Origin of the sequence: Arenivirga flava, assembly GCF_030161575.1 — a bacterium.
GTDB classification, from domain to species: Bacteria; Actinomycetota; Actinomycetes; order Actinomycetales; family Microbacteriaceae; genus Arenivirga; species Arenivirga flava.
Window position 1 is genome coordinate 335,312 of sequence record NZ_BSUL01000001.1, and the last position, 18,457, is coordinate 353,768.

At 70.4% G+C, this 18,457-nt stretch carries 18 protein-coding genes and 1 pseudogene; 17 read left to right on the top strand and 2 right to left on the bottom strand.

Features of this window, described 5'->3' with window-relative positions; all coding sequences use genetic code 11:
* Window positions 1-45 precede the first annotated feature (45 nt).
* The gene (priA, locus tag QQK26_RS01690; RefSeq protein ID WP_284229392.1) at window positions 46-795 is read left to right on the top strand and encodes a bifunctional 1-(5-phosphoribosyl)-5-((5-phosphoribosylamino)methylideneamino)imidazole-4-carboxamide isomerase/phosphoribosylanthranilate isomerase PriA; all 750 of its coding nucleotides are present in this window, start codon (window positions 46-48) and stop codon (window positions 793-795) included.
* On the top strand, window positions 795-1,568 hold the full coding sequence (locus QQK26_RS01695; protein ID WP_284229394.1) for an SseB family protein: 774 nt from the start codon (window positions 795-797) through the stop codon (window positions 1,566-1,568). Before priA ends, QQK26_RS01695 begins: the two co-directional genes overlap by 1 nt.
* Before the next feature lie 8 nt (window positions 1,569-1,576).
* On the opposite strand, the gene QQK26_RS01700 is transcribed toward QQK26_RS01695, so the two are convergent.
* Complete coding sequence (locus QQK26_RS01700; protein ID WP_284229396.1) at window positions 1,577-1,921, bottom strand: DUF1844 domain-containing protein; 345 nt, start codon at window positions 1,919-1,921, stop codon at window positions 1,577-1,579.
* 284 nt (window positions 1,922-2,205) lie between these two features.
* Here QQK26_RS01700 and infC point away from each other — a divergent pair, with 284 nt between their 5' ends.
* From infC to rplT, 3 genes are read left to right on the top strand one after another with little or no spacing between them, the layout of a single operon-like run.
* Window positions 2,206-2,814, top strand: coding sequence for a translation initiation factor IF-3 (gene infC / locus QQK26_RS01705; RefSeq protein ID WP_348520040.1), 609 nt, complete (start codon window positions 2,206-2,208; stop codon window positions 2,812-2,814).
* A 15-nt stretch (window positions 2,815-2,829) separates the two neighbouring features.
* Window positions 2,830-3,024: a 50S ribosomal protein L35 gene (rpmI, locus tag QQK26_RS01710; protein WP_284229400.1), complete on the top strand. Its 195-nt coding sequence runs from the start codon at window positions 2,830-2,832 to the stop codon at window positions 3,022-3,024.
* Window positions 3,025-3,053: 29 nt separating this feature from the next.
* Window positions 3,054-3,446: a 50S ribosomal protein L20 gene (rplT, locus tag QQK26_RS01715; protein ID WP_284229402.1), complete on the top strand. Its 393-nt coding sequence runs from the start codon at window positions 3,054-3,056 to the stop codon at window positions 3,444-3,446.
* 84 nt (window positions 3,447-3,530) lie between these two features.
* Here the strand turns inward: rplT and QQK26_RS01720 are convergent, their stop codons facing one another.
* The gene (locus QQK26_RS01720; protein ID WP_284229404.1) at window positions 3,531-4,205 is read right to left on the bottom strand and encodes a TetR/AcrR family transcriptional regulator; all 675 of its coding nucleotides are present in this window, start codon (window positions 4,203-4,205) and stop codon (window positions 3,531-3,533) included.
* 173 nt (window positions 4,206-4,378) lie between these two features.
* On the opposite strand from QQK26_RS01720, the gene QQK26_RS01725 reads away from it, so the two are divergent.
* The 12 genes and pseudogenes from QQK26_RS01725 to argJ all read left to right on the top strand — a co-directional run bounded on the left by QQK26_RS01725 (window position 4,379) and on the right by argJ (window position 18,457).
* Complete coding sequence (locus QQK26_RS01725) at window positions 4,379-5,713, top strand: ABC transporter substrate-binding protein (protein WP_284229406.1); 1,335 nt, start codon at window positions 4,379-4,381, stop codon at window positions 5,711-5,713.
* The gene (locus tag QQK26_RS01730; protein WP_284229408.1) at window positions 5,710-6,651 is read left to right on the top strand and encodes a carbohydrate ABC transporter permease; all 942 of its coding nucleotides are present in this window, start codon (window positions 5,710-5,712) and stop codon (window positions 6,649-6,651) included. The genes QQK26_RS01725 and QQK26_RS01730 overlap by 4 nt, the downstream gene beginning before the upstream one ends.
* Window positions 6,648-7,520, top strand: coding sequence for a carbohydrate ABC transporter permease (locus QQK26_RS01735; protein WP_284229410.1), 873 nt, complete (start codon window positions 6,648-6,650; stop codon window positions 7,518-7,520). The genes QQK26_RS01730 and QQK26_RS01735 overlap by 4 nt, the downstream gene beginning before the upstream one ends.
* A gap of 100 nt (window positions 7,521-7,620) precedes the next feature.
* Window positions 7,621-8,424: a TrmH family RNA methyltransferase gene (locus QQK26_RS01740; protein WP_284229412.1), complete on the top strand. Its 804-nt coding sequence runs from the start codon at window positions 7,621-7,623 to the stop codon at window positions 8,422-8,424.
* A gap of 149 nt (window positions 8,425-8,573) precedes the next feature.
* The gene (locus QQK26_RS01745) at window positions 8,574-9,302 is read left to right on the top strand and encodes an amino acid ABC transporter ATP-binding protein (protein WP_284234400.1); all 729 of its coding nucleotides are present in this window, start codon (window positions 8,574-8,576) and stop codon (window positions 9,300-9,302) included.
* 53 nt (window positions 9,303-9,355) lie between these two features.
* A complete protein-coding gene (locus tag QQK26_RS01750) occupies window positions 9,356-10,240 on the top strand; it encodes a glutamate ABC transporter substrate-binding protein (RefSeq protein WP_284229415.1) in 885 nt (294 codons plus the stop codon).
* A gap of 85 nt (window positions 10,241-10,325) precedes the next feature.
* Window positions 10,326-10,991: an amino acid ABC transporter permease gene (locus tag QQK26_RS01755; RefSeq protein WP_284229417.1), complete on the top strand. Its 666-nt coding sequence runs from the start codon at window positions 10,326-10,328 to the stop codon at window positions 10,989-10,991.
* The gene (locus QQK26_RS01760) at window positions 10,988-11,809 is read left to right on the top strand and encodes an amino acid ABC transporter permease (protein WP_284229419.1); all 822 of its coding nucleotides are present in this window, start codon (window positions 10,988-10,990) and stop codon (window positions 11,807-11,809) included. The genes QQK26_RS01755 and QQK26_RS01760 overlap by 4 nt, the downstream gene beginning before the upstream one ends.
* Window positions 11,810-12,355: 546 nt before the next feature.
* A complete protein-coding gene (gene pheS, locus QQK26_RS01765; protein WP_284229422.1) occupies window positions 12,356-13,396 on the top strand; it encodes a phenylalanine--tRNA ligase subunit alpha in 1,041 nt (346 codons plus the stop codon).
* Window positions 13,396-15,881, top strand: a pseudogene (gene pheT, locus QQK26_RS01770) (phenylalanine--tRNA ligase subunit beta). The gene pheS and the pseudogene pheT overlap by 1 nt, the downstream one beginning before the upstream one ends.
* Before the next feature lie 384 nt (window positions 15,882-16,265).
* A complete protein-coding gene (gene argC / locus QQK26_RS01775) occupies window positions 16,266-17,309 on the top strand; it encodes an N-acetyl-gamma-glutamyl-phosphate reductase (protein WP_284229429.1) in 1,044 nt (347 codons plus the stop codon).
* On the top strand, window positions 17,306-18,457 hold the full coding sequence (gene argJ, locus QQK26_RS01780; RefSeq protein ID WP_284229431.1) for a bifunctional glutamate N-acetyltransferase/amino-acid acetyltransferase ArgJ: 1,152 nt from the start codon (window positions 17,306-17,308) through the stop codon (window positions 18,455-18,457). The genes argC and argJ overlap by 4 nt, the downstream gene beginning before the upstream one ends.

Sequence of the window (18,457 nt, forward strand, 5' to 3'; positions counted from 1 at the left end):
GTCCACGGCCATCCGCCCTCCCCACAGAAAGCACCGCCCGAACGCATGAGCGAGTTCAACCGCACCCCCGCACTGACCCTGCTCCCGGCGGTCGATGTCGCCGACGGCAAGGCCGTTCGGCTGACGCAGGGCGAGGCCGGCACGGAGACGAGCTACGGCGAGCCGCTCGGTGCCGCCGAGCAGTGGGTCGAGGGCGGCGCCGAGTGGATCCACCTGGTCGATCTCGACGCGGCCTTCGGGCGCGGCGACAACCGCTCGGTCATCAAGAAGGTCATCAAGTCGCTGCGCGGCGAGGTCAACTTCGAGCTCTCCGGCGGCATCCGCGACGACGCGAGTCTGGAGGCCGCGCTCGCGACCGGCGTCACCCGCATCAATCTCGGCACGGCGGCCCTCGAGAACCCGGAGTGGGCGGCGAGCGTCATCGCGACCTACGGCGAGGCCATCGCCGTCGGGCTCGACGTGCGCGGCACCACCCTCGCCGCCCGCGGCTGGACGCAGGACGGCGGCGACCTCTGGGCCGTGCTCGACCGCCTCGAGGAGGCCGGCTGCTCGCGCTACGTCGTGACGGACGTCACCAAGGACGGCACCCTCAAGGGTCCGAACGTCGAGCTGCTGCGCCAGGTCATGGACCGCACCGACAAGCCCGTCGTCGCCTCCGGCGGCATCTCCAGCCTCGACGACATCGCCGAGCTCCGCGAGCTCGTGCCGGCGGGCCTCGAGGGCGCGATCGTCGGCAAGGCCCTCTACGCGGGCGCGTTCACGCTGCCCGAGGCGCTGGACGTCGCCGGCTTCTGATGCCGGAGCAGGACCACGATCCGCTGAAGGACTCCGCCGGTCGCCCCTGGGCGGGTCGGCAGTTCGAGGAGAACCGCAGCGCCGCCGACGACGGCTCGGCGCCGCCGGAGCTGCTCGCGGCGGTGGTGGCGTTCCGGTGCGGCGAGACCGGTCCGGCAGCGGTGGTGGACGCGCTGCGCGGCGCGCGCCTGCTGATCCCGCTGGTCGCGAAGCTCGGCGAGTCCGGCGAGGGCGCGCACGGGCGCACCGTCGACAAGAGCGCGGAACTGGCGATCGTGACGGTCGCCGGACCGGACGGCCGCGACGTGCTCCCGGTCTTCTCGTCGGTGACCGCGATGGCGGCATGGAACCCGAAGGCGCGCCCGGTGCCGGCGGACGGCGTGCGCGTGGCCCTGGCGGCGGCGAGCGAGCGCACCGACCTCGTCGTGCTCGACCCGGCCTCCGAGACCGAGTTCGCACTGCGCCGCCCCGCGGTGTGGGCGATGGCGCAGGGCGACCCCTGGATGCCCGCCCACGACGACCCGGACGTGCTGGCCGCGTTCGCCGACGTCGTCGCCCCCGAGCCGCGGATCGACGGGATGCTCGTGCGGGCCGGCGACCCGGACGCCCGGATGCGCGGCCCCGAGATCGTGCTGCGTCTGCGCCTGCGGCCCGGCCTCGATCGAGCCGAGCTGCAGGAGCTCCTCGACGGGGTGCAGCGGCGCATCGCCGCCTCGACCGTAATCGCCGACCGCGTCGACTCGATGAGCCTCAAGCTCGAGACCGCCGGCTGACCCCTCGCTCAGATCACGGAGCCCGTGAACTTCTCGCCGGGGCCCTTGCCCGGTGCGTCCGGGATGCTCGACGCCTCGCGGAACGCCAGCTGCACCGAGCGCAGCCCGTCGCGCAGGGGACGCGCGTGCGAGTCGCTGATCTCGGGGGCGGCGGCGGTGACGAGACCGGCGAGCGCGTTGATGAGCTTGCGGGCCTCGTCGAGATCGGTCTGCGCCGCCGGGTCGTCGGCCAGGCCGCACTTCACCGCCGCAGCACTGAGCAGGTGGATCGCAACGGTGTTGATCACCTCGACCGCCGGCACCTCCGAGATGTCCCTGGACTCGTTCGTGGACTCGGCCGTCTGCTCCGACATGCTCGCCTCTCGCTTGCAGGCTCTCGCTCTGCTACTCTGATGCAGGCTTCGGCACCGTCAGGCTGCCGAAGAGGAAGAGGAGATTCTCCCACCCGCGCATACCGTCACAGGTTACCGGGTCTTGGCACTCCGCCCCGAGGGTTCGCCCGAGGGGCAGGCAGGGTGCGGCGCACCGCTCCGGCGGGGCGCTCGGATGGCCGTGGCCGTCCCGCGTGTTGAAACTCCTCTCCGCCCCGCCGGCGCTCGTCGGCGCAGGGCCCAGTCAACGAACAGAGGAGACACGCATCAGCGATCCGCGCACCAATGACCGCATCAGGGTCCCCGAGGTCCGCCTCGTCGGCCCCGGCGGCGAGCAGGTCGGCATCGTCCGCATCGAGGACGCGCTGCGCCTTGCTCAGGAGGCCGACCTGGATCTGGTGGAGGTCGCCCCGAACTCCCGCCCGCCCGTGGTGAAGATCATGGACTACGGCAAGTTCAAGTACGAGGCGGCGCAGAAGGCCAAGGAGGCCCGACGCAACCAGGCGAACACGATCCTCAAGGAGGTCCGTTTCCGCCTCAAGATCGACAAGCACGACTACGAGACGAAGATGAAGCGCGCCGTCGGCTTCCTCAAGGAGGGCGACAAGGTCAAGGCGATGATCCTGTTCCGCGGCCGCGAGCAGTCGCGTCCCGACCAGGGTGTGCGCCTCCTCCAGCGCTTCGCGGAGGACGTCGCCGAGTTCGGCTCGGTCGAGTCCACCCCCACCATCGACGGCCGCAACATGACCATGGTCATCGCGCCGCACAAGAACAAGTCCGAGGCCAAGGCCGAGCAGAACGCGCAGCGCGCGGCGAGCAAGGCCGAGTCGAAGGGCGCAGCGGAGGCTCCGGCCGCCGCAGCCGCCGAACAGTAAGAGAAAGAGAAACTGATGCCCAAGCAGAAGACCCACTCCGGGGCCAAGAAGCGCTTCAAGCTCACCGGCAGCGGCAAGGTCATGAAGCAGCAGGCCGGTATGCGCCACAACCTCGAGGTCAAGGCCTCGAAGCGCAAGGCCCGTCTCAACCAGGACCAGGTCCTCGCCGCCGGCGACGCCAAGGTCGCCAAGAAGCTCCTCGGTCACTGACCGACCCTGAACGGTAAGGAAGTAACGACATGGCACGCGTCAAGCGGGCAGTAAACGCACACAAGAAGCGCCGGACCATCCTCGAGCGGGCCGAGGGCTACCGCGGTCAGCGGTCGCGCCTCTACCGCAAGGCCAAGGAGCAGGTCACCCACTCCCTCGTCTACGCGTACCGCGACCGTCACGCGAAGAAGGGCGAGTTCCGTCGCCTGTGGATCCAGCGCATCAACGCGGCGAGCCGCGCCAACGGCCTGACCTACAACCGCCTCATCCAGGGCCTCGGCCTGGCCGGCGTCGAGGTCGACCGTCGCATCCTCGCCGAGCTGGCCGTCAACGAGCCGGCGACCTTCGCCGCCCTCGTCGAGACCGCCAAGAAGGCCCTGCCGGCCGACACCTCGGCTCCGAAGGCCGACGCCGCGGCCTGACGTCGTCCGTGGCCATCCGGCCACGATGCCCGAACGGGGCGCCCGCAGCAGCGGGCGCCCCGTTCGCCGTTCCGCGCCCGAGCCTCAGGCGGAGACGATGCCGTCACTCCTCCAGCGCGCTCGCTGCGCGGCCGAGGGCAGCAGCGCCTCATCGTCGATGACGAGACCGAGGTAGGCCACCAGCGCCTCGGCCGGCTCGATCGCGTCGGGGTCGTGCAGCCACTGCAGCTGCACGCCGTCCCAGAGCCCGATGAGCAGCGCCGCCGCGGTCGCCGGGTCGACGCCGGGTCGCAGCGCCCCCGCTGCGCCGAGCGCCGCGAACTCCGCCGCGTACTCCTCCCTGAGGCTCGCGAAGCGCTGCGCGAAGTAGTCGCGCGCGGGATGCTCCGCGGTCGCCGACTCCGCGGTGAGCACGCTGTAGAGCTGGATCAGCCGTGGGACGCCCTCGTTCGCGACCGCCTGCCCGACCACGGTCTGCGGGAAGCTCGGCAGGGCTCCGGGAGCGCGCTCGAAACGGTGCTCGTCGCGGTGCGTCATCGTGGCGTGCAGCAGCTCGACCTTACTGGGGAAGTGATGCTGCAGCGTCGAGAGGCTGATACCCGCGGCTTCGGCGATCTGCCGCAGCGACGCCGCCCGCCAGCCGCGCTCGGCGAACACCTCCGTGGCCGCCTCCAGGATCGCGAGACGCCGCTCCGCGGTCTTGGCGTAGGGACCGCGGGCGCGCGCTGCGACCTGGCCGCCTGCATCCGTGGTGGTCATCTCGCTCCGATCCGGGCCGATCCGTCCTGCCCGTGACACCGCTGCGCTGCGGTGGCCGCCAGCGTACCCCGAATGCGGGTCGTTCGACCGGTTTTGCTGCTAGCGTGACCAGACCGCAGCGCCGCGGCCCCCGGACGGGTCACGCAGCGCGCCGCACGACGAAGTGAGGACCGATGAACGCCCTGTCGAGACGACAACTCCTGACCCTCGGGGTCGGCGCCACCGCGGCGACGATCCTGGCTGGGTGCTCAACACCGGGTACGACCTCGGTGAACACGCAGCCGACGCTGCCGCCCGCGGACGGCCCGATCCGGCTCACCTACTGGTCCTGGCTGAAGGATCTGCAGAAGGTCGCCGACGTCTGGAACGCCCAGAACCCGGATGTGCAGGTCGAGGTCTCGTGGATCCAGGGCGGCAACGCCGGCGGCTACCAGAAGCTGTACTCGGCGCTCGCCGCCGGCAGCGGTCCTGACCTCGCCCAGGTGGAGATGCGCAGCCTGCCCGAGTTCATGCTCGTCAACGGCGTCACCGACCTGTCGCGCTACGGCGTGCAGCAGTACCGCGACCGCTACGACGAGACGCTCTGGAACCAGGTCAGCTTCACGGGCGGCGTTTACGCCATCCCGCAGGACTCCGGCCCCGTCGGCATGTACTACCGTCCCGATCTCTTCGAGGCCCGAGGGCTCGACATCCCCGCCACGCGCGAGGAATGGTTCGCCGCGGGGGAGGTGTTCCGCGACGAGGGCTCCGCGCTCATCGATGTCTTCCCGATCTCGGACACCTCCGGCTTCGCGGGCTACGCCGGTCAGGCCGGCGCCACCTGGTTCCGGGCGGATGAGGACGGCTGGGTCATCGACATGGCCGACGAGGCCACGCTCGAGGTCGCGCGCTTCTTCGACCGCGCGATCGACGAGCGCATCGTCGGCACCAGTTACAACCCGTACACCCCCGCCTGGTTCGCCGCGGCGGCGCGCGACGAGGTCGCCTCGCTCGTGAGCGCCAGCTGGGGCGACGCGCTCATGACCGGCATCAGCGGAGCCGAGGGCAAGTGGCGCGTCGCGCCGGCACCCACCTGGAGCACCGGCTTCGGCTCGACCTACCAGGGCGGTTCGACGGCGGCGGTGCTCGCCACCAGCCGGCATCCGAAGGAGGCGATGGAGTTCGCGGTGTGGATGACCACCTCGCAGGAGGGCATCGACGCGATGATCGCGAACTCCGGCATCGGATGGTCGCCCGCCCGCGACATCATCGGCACGGCCCGGGAGGGCGGCAGCGAGTTCTTCGGCGGCCAGTCGTACAACACCGAGGTGTTCCAGCCGGCGACCCAGCAGCAGAACCCGGACTGGTCCTGGTGGCCGGTCACGCAGCAGACCTTCAACATCCTCGCCGACGGCTTCCGCCGCAAGACGAGCGGAGGCACCCTCGTCGACGCCATCGCCACCACCGAGGCGCAGGTCATCGAGGTCTTCCGCAACAAGGGCCTCACCATCCGGAAGGCGGACCGATGACCACCACCGCACCCCGTGCATCCGCTCGTCCCGAGGCCCGCCGCAGACCGCGCTCCACCGCGGTCTCGCGCGCCCCGTGGATCCTGCTGGCGCCGTTCCTCGCGCTCTTCGGACTCACCTTCCTGCTGCCGATCGTGGTGGCCATCGGCCAGAGCTTCACGAGCGTCACGCGCGAGGGTCTGTTCGGCGAGGCGGGCGTGACCAGCCAGTTCGCCTGGTTCGACAACTACCGTCAGGCGCTCGAGGACGGCAACTTCATCGCCTCCATCGGCCGGATGTTCCTGTTCGGCATCGTGCAGGTGCCCATCATGATCGTGCTCTGCACGATCCTGGCGCTGCTGCTCGAGTCCGCCGCAGCCAAGCTGCCCGGGCTCTTCCGTGCGGCGTACTTCCTGCCCTACGGCATCCCCGGCGTGATCGCCACCATCCTGTGGTCGTTCCTCTACGTGCCGGGCCTCAGCCCGATCATCGACATCGCGTCGAGCGCGTTCGGGCTGCAGCTCGACTTCCTCGGCGCCGGCACCGTGCTCTGGTCGATCGCGAACATCGTGACCTGGACCTATACGGGGTACAACATGATGATCATCATCGCCCAGCTCAAGGCGATCCCCACCGAGCTGTACGAGGCGGCGCGCGTCGACGGTGCCGGCCCCTGGCGCATCGCGCGCAGCATCCAGCTGCCGCTCATCCGGCCCGCCCTGGTGCTCACGACGGTCTTCTCGATCATCGGCACCCTGCAGCTCTTCGCCGAGGCGCAGCTGCTGCAGGTCGTCTCGCCCGCGATCGACTCGCAGTACACCCCGAACCTCTCGGCCTACACGACGGCCTTCGCCTACAACGACTACAACGTGGCCGCAGCCCAGTCGGTGCTGATCGCGCTCGTCGCGTTCGTGCTGTCCTTCGTGTTCCTGCGCCTGACGAACAGGAGCTCGAAGTGAGCACGACGACCACCAACCGCGGCGCCGGTCGCAAACCGGCCACGACGATCCTCGTCACCGGCATCCTCACCCTCGTCTCGGTGTACTTCCTGGTGCCCGTCTACTGGGTCATCATCGCCGCGACGAAGAGCACCGACGACCTGTTCGGCACCAACGGCTTCCTGCTCGCCGGCACCAACAACCTGATCGCGAACCTGCAGGCGGTGGTGAGCTACGACGGCGGCATCTTCCTGCGCTGGGCGCTCAACTCGGTGCTCTACGCCGGCGTCGGCGCCCTGCTGGCGACGTACTTCGCCGCGGCCGGCGGCTACGCGCTGGCGAAGTACCGCTTCCGCGGCAACAACACGATCTTCGGGCTGATCCTCGGCGGCGTGCTGGTGCCGGGCACGGCGACGGCGCTGCCGCTGTTCCTGCTGTTCAGCCAGCTGGGGCTCGCGAACACGTACTGGAGCGTGCTGCTGCCGTCGCTGGTGTCCCCGTTCGGCTTCTTCCTGTGCCGCATCTACGCGCAGGCGACCGTCGACGACTCGCTCGTCGAGGCGGGACGCATCGACGGAGCGGGGGAGCTGCGCATCTTCCACACGCTCGGGCTGCGCATCATGACGCCGGCGCTCGTGACGGTGTTCCTGTTCCAGCTCGTCGGCATCTGGAACAACTACTTCCTGCCGTTGGTGATGCTCTCCGACGAGCGGCTCTACCCGATCACGCTGGGCCTCAACAACTGGCGCGCCCAGACCGACCGGCTGCCCGAGTTCTACGAGCTGACCGTGGGCGGCGTGCTGCTGTCGATCATCCCCCTGGCGATCGCCATGATCGTGCTCCAGCGGTTCTGGCGCGGCGGTCTTACCGAGGGCTCCGTCAAGGCCTGACCGGGCGGACGAGCGGATGGGGGAGCGCGGCGCTCGCCGCGCCCCCGTCCGCTCGGCCGGGGACACCTTCCCGGCCCATCGGGCTCGCTATCCTGGCGCCATGCTCGACAACCCGCGCTCGCCCCGCGTCCGTGCCGTCGCCAAGCTCGCCAAGCGGAAGGCGCGCACCGAGACCGGGCTGTTCCTCGTCGAGGGGCCGCAGGCGGTCGTGGAGGCGCTGCGCCACCGGCCCGAGCGCGTGATCGACATCTTCGCCACGCCCGCGGCGATCGAGCGACACCACGACCTGACGGTCGCCGCCCGCGCCGCGCGCATGGACGTCGAGGAGGTCAGCGAGATGGTGCTCGCCGTGATGGCGGACACCGTCACGCCGCAGGGCGTCATCGCCGTCTTCGCGCAGTTCTCGACGCCGCTCGAGGACCTGCTCGCCGCGGGTCCCCGCCTCGTCGCGGTGCTGGAGGAGGTGCAGGACCCCGGTAACGCCGGCACGATCATCCGAGCAGCGGACGCCGCAGGTGCCGACGGCGTCGTGCTCGCCGGGCACAGCGTCGACCCGTACAACCCGAAGGTCGTCCGTTCCACCACGGGCTCGCTCTTCCACCTGCCGGTCGTGGTCGGCGGGGAGCTGCCCGAGGTGCTCGGCGCGCTTCGCGGTGCCGGGCTGCAGGTGCTGGCCGCCGATGTCAAGGGCGGCGATCTGCTCGAGGCCCGTGAATCGGGCGCACTCGCCGCACCCACGGCGTGGTTGTTCGGCAACGAGGCGCGAGGGCTGCGCGACGATCTGCTCGAGCTCGCCGACCGCGCCCTCGTGGTGCCGATCTACGGCCGAGCCGAGTCGATGAACCTCGCCACGGCGGCGAGTGTCTGCCTCTACGAGAGCGCCTTCGCGCAGCGACTCGACTGAGGTCCGCTCGACTCCGAGCACCCCGCCGGTGACGAGCCGTACCCGGCGGATGACGGCTGGGTTACAGTTCGGGCCCCGTGTTGGAGCCAGCGGGTGTCCTCTGCCAGGGTGAGGGAATGCCCGACAGCGCCACCACCTCCGCGGAACCCCTGGTCACGATCACCGGGGTCAACAAGCACTTCGGCCCGCTGCACGTCCTCAAAGACATCAGCACGACCGTCGCCCGCGGCGAGGTCGTGGTCGTCATCGGCCCCTCCGGTTCCGGCAAGTCGACGCTCTGCCGCGCGATCAACCGCCTCGAGACCATCGACGACGGCGAGATCACGATCGACGGCAAGCGCCTGCCCGAGGAGGGCGCCGCGCTCGCGAAGCTGCGCGCCGACGTGGGCATGGTGTTCCAGTCGTTCAACCTCTTCGCGCACAAGACCGTGCTCGAGAACGTGACGCTCGGCCCCATCAAGGTGCGCGGTCTGTCCAAGAAGGACGCCGAGGCGAAGGCGATGGCCCTGCTCGAGCGAGTCGGCGTCGCGAACCAGGCGCAGAAGCTGCCGGCGCAGCTCTCCGGCGGTCAGCAGCAGCGCGTCGCGATCGCTCGCAGCCTCGCGATGGACCCGAAGCTGATCCTGCTCGACGAGCCGACCAGCGCGCTCGACCCCGAGATGATCAACGAGGTGCTCGACGTGATGGTCGAGCTCGCTAAGGAGGGGATGACGATGGTCGTCGTCACCCACGAGATGGGCTTCGCCCGCAAGGCGGCGAACCGTGTCGTCTTCATGGCCGACGGCGAGATCGTCGAGGAGGCCGAGCCGGAGATCTTCTTCACGGCGCCGAAGTCGGATCGGGCGAAGGACTTCCTCGCCAAGATCCTGACCCACTGAACCCGTTCGAATGCACCACCTGACACAGCGATACGGAACCTAGGAGACAGCTCATGCGCAAGCGCACCCTCAGCACGCTGGCCGGCACGGCCGGCCTCATCCTCGCTCTCACAGCCTGTTCCGGCGACGGCGGCGCGGAGCCGCCCGTCGAGGAGGTCGACGCAAGCGACTTCGCCGAGGGCTCGACGATGGCGTCGCTCGCGGAAGCGGGAACCATCCGCATCGGCACGAAGTTCGACCAGCCGCTCTTCGGACTCGATGACGGCACCGGCAACCCGCAGGGCTTCGACGTCGAGATCGGCAAGATCATCGCCGGGGAGCTCGGCATCGAGCCGGGCGACATCGAGTGGGTGCTGACCGAGTCGGTCAACCGCGAGCCGTTCATCGAGAACGGCGAGGTCGACATCGTCATCGCCACCTACACGATCAACGACACGCGCAAGGAGGTCGTCTCCTTCGCCGGTCCGTACTACGAGGCGGGTCAGGCGCTGCTCGTGCCGGAGGGCAACCCCGAAGGCATCACCGGTCCCGAGGACCTCGAGGGCAAGCCTGTCTGCACCGTCGGCGGCTCCACGTCGGAGCAGAACATCCTCGAGTACGGCGCCGACGTCACGGCACTCAACGGCTACGCCGACTGCCTCGATCCGTTGCGCAACGGGCAGGTCGTCGCGCTGACCACCGACAATGTGATCCTCTCGGGATACGTCGACCAGAACCCGGGCGAGTTCCAGCTGGTCGCCGACGAGGACGACAACCCGGTGCTCTTCACCGAGGAGCCCTACGGCATCGGACTGGCTCTCGACGACACGGACTTCCGCGAGTGGATCAACGACGTGCTCGAGGCATCGTACGAGGACGGGCGCTGGGATGCCGCCTGGGAGGCCACGGCCGGCGCCGTCCTGCCGCTGCCCGAGGCCCCGGCGGTCGACCGATACTGACCGATGTCCGGATCGGGGGCGCCGTCACGGCGCCCCCGGTCCCGGGTAGCCCCCGCTACCTGCCACCGCTAGAGACTGGAGCACCGTGGACGTCGTCCTCGCGAACTTCCCCGCATACATCGATGCGTTCCTGACGACACTGCGACTGCTCGTCGTGGCGGGCCTCGCCGCGTTCATCATCGGCACCGTCGTCGCCGCGATGCGGGTCTCACCGGTCGCGGCATTGCGCGCTGTCTCCGCGACATACACCGAGCTGATCAGGAACACCCCGCTCACCTTGGTGCTGTTCTTCTGCGCCGCCGTCGTACCGAACCTGTTCGGCACGTTCGGCATGAGTCTGAACCCCTACTACCTCGCAGCCGCGACCGTCGCGTTGGCGATCTACACCTCGCCGTTCGTCGCCGAAGCGCTCCGGTCGGGCATCAACGGCGTGCCGGTTGGTCAGGCAGAGGCCGCCAGGTCGGTCGGGCTCGGTTTCGGACAGACGCTGACCACGGTCGTGCTGCCGCAGGCATTCCGCATGGTCGTGCCGCCGCTCATCAATGTCGTCATCGCCCTGACCAAGAACACCTCCGTCGCCGCGGGCTTCGGTGTGGGCGAGCTGTTCCTGCTGGGACGACGCCTCGCCAACGCGAACGGCAACGCCGTCATCCCGATTCTCCTCGGCGTCGTGACGTTCTACCTCATCATCACGATCCCGCTCGGCCTGATCGCGAACCGCATCGAGAAGAAGGTGGCGGTGCTCCGATGACCTCCGTGCTGTATGACGCCCCGGGCCCGAAGGCCCGTCGACTCTCCCGCATCATCTCGGTGCTCACCGCCCTCGTCGTAATCGCCGCCCTCGCCGGGCTGATCTGGACGCTCGCCGCACCGCGGACCACCGTGAGCGGAGCGGAGCTGCCCGGGTACTTCGATGCGACCCGATGGAACATCTTCGACCGGGAGGCCGTCTGGATCGCCATCGGCCGAGGCGTCTGGGGGACCCTCTCGGCCGCTGGCGTCGCCGCTGTACTCGCGCTCGCATTCGGCGTGGTGCTCTCGCTCCTGCGTGCATCGGAGTTGCCGGCGGTGCGTATCCCCACCACCATCGTGCTGGAGTTCATCCGCGGAGTGCCGGTCCTGCTGATGATGCTGTTCATCCTGCTCGTAGCGGGCAGCGGGGCCTATTGGGCGGTCGTCGGGGCGCTGGCTCTGTACAATGGCGCGATCATCGGCGAGGCGCTGCGCGCCGGCATCCGCTCGCTGCCTCGCGGCCAGCGCGAAGCCGGGCTTTCGCTCGGATTGAGCGGTTTGCGGACTCGCTTCCTCATCGAATTCCCGCAGGCGTTCCGCCAGATGCTGCCGATCATCATCGCGCAGCTCGTCGTGCTGCTGAAGGACACCTCGCTCGGCTACGTCGTCGCGTACCCGGAGATCCTGTTCATCGTCGGCGGCAACATGCCCGACTCCTACGGCAGCCGTTACCAGTTCACGTTCTTCGTGGTCACGATCGCCATCTACCTCGCCATTAACCTCGCTGTATCCGCCCTTGCGCGATTCATGTCGCGCCGGCGCATTCCACTGGGCTGAGGCTTTCGCTTACAGAATTCACAGGCCGAAAAGAACGCTTGCGCGACCTAAATTCCGGGCGTAACTTGCAACTCCAGTAAGTGTCGACGGGTGAGGGGTGTTCGGTATGACTAACTCAGTTTCTATCTCGGGTTTCACCACCAAGGCGAAAATCGCGTTGCTTGCAATCCTCGTGCTTGGCGGATCAGTTCCGGTGATAACGGGTCCAGCCTCGCCGGCTGCTGCGGCTTCGGAATGCAGGTCGAGTAAGGTTTCGAATCAAGAAAAGGCAGAATCGATCTGTGACGCCAACATGTTCGGAGTTCAGCACAGAGTCGTGATTCAATGCCGCAGCGGTAGCACCGTGAGAACGGTTTATGGGGCGTGGAGGGGGTCAACGTCGGTGTCGGATGCAAAGTGCGTATTCCCCGCAACGCTTGTCTCCCACCGAAGCGTCTGGCAGCAGACGCAGGGTTGACGTAGAGGGCGGGCCGGGCCGAGTCCGGCCCGCTCTGCTCTCCGGACCTAAGCGTTTCGAGCGGAGGAGGTCAGATAGAGTCTCTCCTCGTGTCCGAGCCCAATCCCATCACCGAGGACGCTGTCGGCGCCGCGGTCGAGGAGGCCGTCGCGGCCATCGCCGCGGCCGGCGACTCCACGGCCCTCAAAGCGGTCCGCACGGCCCACCTCGGCGAGTCCTCGCCCCTCGCCCGTCTGAACGGCGCCATGCGCCAGGTCGCCCCGGAGCAGAAGGCCGCCGCCGGCAAGCTCGTCGGCCAGGCCCGCGGCCGCGTGAACCAGGCCTTCGCCGCGCGCGAGGCCGAGATCGTCGCCGCCGAGGAGCAGGCAGCGCTGCTGGCGGAGACCGTGGATGTGACCGCCGTGGCGCGCCGTCGCCGGGTGGGCGCCCGCCATCCGATCTCCCTCGTGCAGGAGCAGATCGCCGACGTCTTCGTCGGCATGGGCTGGGAGGTCGCGGAGGGCCCCGAGCTCGAGAACGAGTGGTTCAACTTCGACGCCCTCAACTTCCCGCCGGACCACCCCGCGCGGGCGATGCAGGACACCTTCTTCGTCGACCCGGTCGACCGCCACCTCGTGATGCGCACCCACACGTCGCCGGTGCAGCTGCGCGCGCTGCTGAGTCGTGAGCTGCCGGTCTACGTCGTCGCTCCCGGGCGCGTCTACCGGTCCGACGAGTTCGACGCCACGCACCTGCCCGCGTTCCACCAGATCGAGGGCATCGCCATCGACAAGGGCCTCACGATGGCGCACCTGCGCGGCACGCTCGACCACTTCGTCAAGGTGCTGTTCGGCGAGGAAGCGAAGGTGCGCCTGCGCCCCAACTACTTCCCGTTCACCGAGCCGAGCGCCGAGCTCGACCTGTGGCACCCGACCTTCAAGGGCGGTGCTCGCTGGATCGAGTGGGGCGGCTGCGGCATGGTCAACCCCAACGTGCTGCGGGCCGCGGGCATTGACCCGGACGAGTACCAGGGCTTCGCCTTCGGCATGGGGGTCGAGCGCGCCCTGATGTTCCGCAACGGGGTGCAGGACATGCGCGACATGGTCGAGGGCGATGTGCGCTTCAGCGAGCAGTTCGGGATGGTGGTCTGATGCGCGTACCGCTCAGCTGGCTCCGCGAGTGGGCCGAGGTGCCCGCCGACACGACCCCCGAGGCGGTGCACGAGGCGTTCGTCTCGGTCGGCTTCGAGGAGGAGGACGTGCACGGCTTCGGCCTGACCGGCCCGATCCTGGTCGGCCGCGTGGTCGACTTCGTCGAGGAGCCGCAGTCGAACGGCAAGACGATCCGCTGGTGCCAGGTGGATGTCGGCGAGGCCGAGCCGCGCGGCATCGTGTGCGGCGCCGGCAACTTCCACCCCGGCGACAAGGTCGTGGTCACCCTGCCCGGCGCGGTGCTGCCCGGCCCGTTCCCGATCGCGGCCCGGAAGACGTACGGCCACGTCTCCGACGGCATGATCGCCTCGGCCAAGGAGCTCGGCCTCGGGCAGGAGCACGCCGGCATCCTACGGCTCGTCGAGCTGGGTCTCGATCCCGAGCCGGGTACCGACGCGATCGCCCTGCTCGGCCTGGACGACGTCGCCGTCGAGGTCAACGTCACGCCGGACCGCGGCTACGCCTTCTCGGTGCGCGGCCTCGCCCGCGAGTACGCCCACGCCACCGGCACGCCGTTCACCGACCCGGCCGCCGAGCCGGGCGAGCGCGGCCGGGCCGCTGCTCCCACCGGCTTCGACGTCGTCCTGCGCGACGACGCCCCGATCCGCGGTCGCGACGGCGCCGTGCGCTTCGTGGCGCGGGCGGTCGAGGGGCTCGATGCGAGCCGGCCGACCCCCGCATCGATCACCGCCCGGCTGAGCCTGGCGGGCATCCGCTCGATCTCGCTGGCCGTCGATGTGACCAACTACGTGATGCTCGAGCTCGGCCAGCCGATCCACGGCTACGACCTCGACGCGCTCACCGGCGGCATCTTGGTGCGTCGCGCGGCGGCGGGGAGACCCTCGAGACCCTCGACGGCCAGGTCCGGACGCTGCACGTCGAGGACCTGCTCATCACGGACGGCTCGGGCCCCATCGGCCTCGCCGGCGTCATGGGCGGCGCGAGCACCGAGATCTCGGCCGGCACCACCCGCGTGCTGGTCGAGGCCGCGGTCTTCGACCCCGTCTCCATCGCTCGCACCGCGCGCCGGCACAAGCTGCCCAGCGAGGCGTCCAAGCGCTTCGAGCGCGGCGTCGACCCGCACGTCGCGGAGGCGGCCGCGCAGCGCGTCGTCGACCTGCTGGTCGAGCACGGCTGCGCGCACGCCGTCGAGCTCGGCGCCGTCGTCGGCGAGGCGGCGCCGCGCGAGGCGATCGCGTTCCCGCACGGTTTCACCGACCGCCTCGTCGGCGTCGTCTACGCGCAGGAGCGCGTGCGGGCGATCCTCGAGGAGATCGGATGCGCGGTCGAGTCGACCGCGGACGCCCTGCTGGTCACGCCGCCGAGCTGGCGCCCCGACCTCGCGGTGCCGGTCGATCTGGCGGAGGAGGTCGCCCGCATCGACGGCTACGACCGGATCCCCTCCATCCTCCCGACTGCGCCGTCAGGCCGCGGTCTCACCCGCGAGCAGCTGCTGCGCCGCCGCAGCGCCGACGCGCTGGCGGCTGCCGGGCTCGTCGAGGTGCTGAGCTTCCCGTTCCAGACGGCCTCCGAGGTCGCGCTGTTCGACGGCGACGCCCCGACGGTCAAGCTGGCGAACCCGCTCGACGGCCAGGCGCCGCTGCTGCGCCGCAGCCTGCTGCCCGGCCTGATGGGCGCCGCGCATCGCAACCTCGCGCGCGGCACCACCGACCTGGCGCTCTTCGAGATCGGCAACGTCTTCCTGCCCGGCGACGGCGACGGCATCGACGCGCTGCCGGTGGGAGCGGCCAAGCCCAGCGCCGAGCAGTTCGCGGCCATCGAGCAGGGGCTGCCCGAGCAGCCGCGGCGCCTCGCGCTGCTGCTGACCGGTGCGATCACGCCGAAGCAGCCCGGACAGGAGGCGCTCGTCGCCGGCCTGGGCGATGCCCTCGCCGCCATCGACGCGCTCTCCGTCGCCGTCGGCGCATCGTTCGAGATCCGCCAGGCGCAGCGCGAGGGCTTCCACCCCGGCCGCACCGCCGAGCTGCTGCTGGGCGGCGAGGTCGTGGGCGTCGCCGGCGAGCTGCTGCCCGCCCTCGCCGAGGCGGCGCACCTGCCCAAGCGCGTCGCGGTGGCCGAGGTCGACCTCGACGCGGTCATCCGCCTCGCTCCCGCCGTCGTGCAGGCGGCGTCGCTGTCCACGCAGACGGCTGCGACGCAGGACCTCTCGCTGGTGGTGCCCGTCGAGCTGCCGGCGGGCGAGCTCATCGCGACGGTCGTGGAGGGCGCGGGCGAACTGCTCGAGCTCGCGCGCCTGGTCGACGACTACCGCGGGCAGGGCGTCGCCGAGGGCGAGAAGTCGCTCACGCTGGCGCTGCGATTCCGCGCCGAGGACCGCACCCTGACGGCGGCCGAGGCCAGCGGGGCCAAGGACGCCGGTGCCGCTCTCGCCGCCGAGCGGCACGGAGCGAGCCAGCGCGAGTGATCGCGGTGCGGACGAAGTTTCGCGAATCTTGAGCCTCCTGCCGGTCCCGCCTTGAGGCGGGACCGGCAGAGTGTTCACCAGCGGAGGGAACCCGAACCCGACGCTGACGGAGGGAACCCGAACCCCTCCACGAGCATCGGACCGGAACCACCCCGACGGGCGCCCTCCCGTCCCGGTCCGCTCGACAGCATGACGAGAGCCCCCTCCCGGCAGGAACCCGAACCCCGCCGGCGAGGGGGCTATGCTGTTCCCCATGGGTATCGAGATCACCGCGCGTCGCGCGCAGCGACGTCGTCGGGCGTCGCCTCGTCCCTGAGCGCTCCCAGCGTTCGCGAGGTGCCGCCGGTGAAGTCTCCCGCCCCTCTCGAACAGTAAGTTGGACCCATGCCCTTCTCCGTCGCCATCGCGGGCGCGAGCGGTTACGCCGGCGGTGAGCTGCTGCGGTTGCTCGCCGGCCACCCCGAGCTCGACGTGCGCACCGTCACCGCCCACAGCAACGCGGGACAGCCGCTCGTCGCCGTGCAGCCCCACCTCCGCTCCTACGGATCGATGATCCTGCAGCCGACCACCCCCGAGGTGCTCGCCGGTCACGACGTGGTCTTCCTGGCACTGCCGCACGGCGCGTCCGGCGAGATCGCCGCCGCCCTGCCCGAGGGCACGCTCGTCGTCGACTGCGGCGCGGACCACCGCCTCGAGGACCCCGCCGACTGGGCGGCCTTCTACCCCGGCGAGCATCACGGGTCGTGGACCTACGGCGTGCCCGAGCTGCCCCGCGCGGGCACGAGCGTCCGCGAGCAGCTCGCCGGCACCAGGCGCATCGCGGCGCCCGGCTGCAACGCGAGCGCGGTCTCCCTGGCTCTCGCGCCGGGCGTGAGCGCGGGCCTCATCGAGACCGACGACCTCGTCGCCGTGCTCGCGGTCGGTCCGTCCGGGGCCGGCAAGAGCACCAGGGTCGACCTCTCCGCGAGCGAGATGCTCGGCAGCGCGCATCCGTACGCCGTCGGCGGCACGCACCGGCACATCCCCGAGATCGCGCAGAACCTGCGGCATGCGGGAGCGGATGCGGTGCGCCTGTCGTTCACGCCGATCCTGGTGCCGATGGCCCGCGGCATCCTCGCCACCTGCACCGCCCGCATCCGCCCCGGGGTCACGGCCGTCGACATCCGCGATGCGTGGGAGCGGGCGTACGACGGCGAGGCCTTCGTGCAGCTGCTGCCCGAAGGCGTCTTCCCGCGCACCGCCGACACGGTCGGGGCCAACACCGCGCTCGTCGGCGTCGGCGTCGACGAGGCCGCGGGCCGCGTCGTCGCCATCGTCGCCATCGACAACCTCGTCAAGGGCACCGCCGGCGCCGCCATCCAATCCACCAACGTCGCCCTCGGCCTGCCCGAGGGCCTCGGCCTCCCGCTGAACGGAGTCGCCCCGTGACCGTCACCGCGCCCCAGGGCTTCCTCGCCGCCGGCGTGACCGCCGGCCTCAAGTCGAGCGGCGCCGCCGATCTCGCCCTCGTGGTCAACGAGGGCCCCTCGACGGCCGCCGCCGCGGTCTTCACCGCGAACCGCGCGAAGGCCAACCCCATCCTCTGGTCGCAGGAGGCCATGAAGGGCGGCGCTGCCAGGGCCATCGTGCTCAACTCGGGCGGCGCGAACTGCTTCACCGGTGCGCAGGGCTTCCAGACGACGCACGCCACGGCCGAGCACGTCGCCGCGCTGCTCGGCATCGGCGCCGGCGAGGTGCAGGTCTGCTCCACCGGGCTCATCGGCGAGCAGCTCGATCTGGCCAAGCTCACCGAGGGCTCGACCGCGGCGCATGCCGCGCTGAGCGCCGATGGGGGAGCGGATGCGGCCCGCGCCATCATGACCACGGACACCGTGCCGAAGACGGCCGTGCACGAGGGCGACGGATGGACGATCGGCGGCATGGCCAAGGGCGCCGGCATGCTCGCCCCCGGCCTCGCCACGATGCTCGTGGTGATCACCACGGATGCGGACCTCCCGTCCGCCGATCTCGACGCCGCGCTGCGCGCCTCCACGCGGGTGACCTTCGACCGGCTCGACTCGGACGGCTGCATGTCGACCAACGACCAGGTGACCCTGCTCGCGAGCGGAGCCTCCGGCATCCGTCCCGACCTCGCCGACTTCACCGACGCGCTCACGGCGGTATGCGCCGACCTGGCGACGCAGCTGCAGGCCGACGCCGAGGGCGCGAGCCACGACATCACCATCGAGGTCGTCGGCGCCGCAACCGAGGACGAGGCCGTCGAGGTGGGCCGCTCGGTCGCCCGCAACAACCTCTTCAAGGCCGCCGTCTTCGGCAACGACCCCAACTGGGGCCGCGTGCTCGCGGCCATCGGCACCACCTCGGCCGCGTTCGACCCGTACGCGGTCGACGTCAGCATGAACGGGGTGCGCGTGTGCCACGCGGGCGAGCCCGACCGGCCGCGCGACGAGGTCGACCTGACTCCGCGCGCCACCCACCTGCTCATCGAGCTGCACGCCGGCGCCGCGCAGGCGACGGTGTGGACCAACGACCTCACGCACGACTACGTGCACGAGAACAGCGCCTACTCGAGCTGA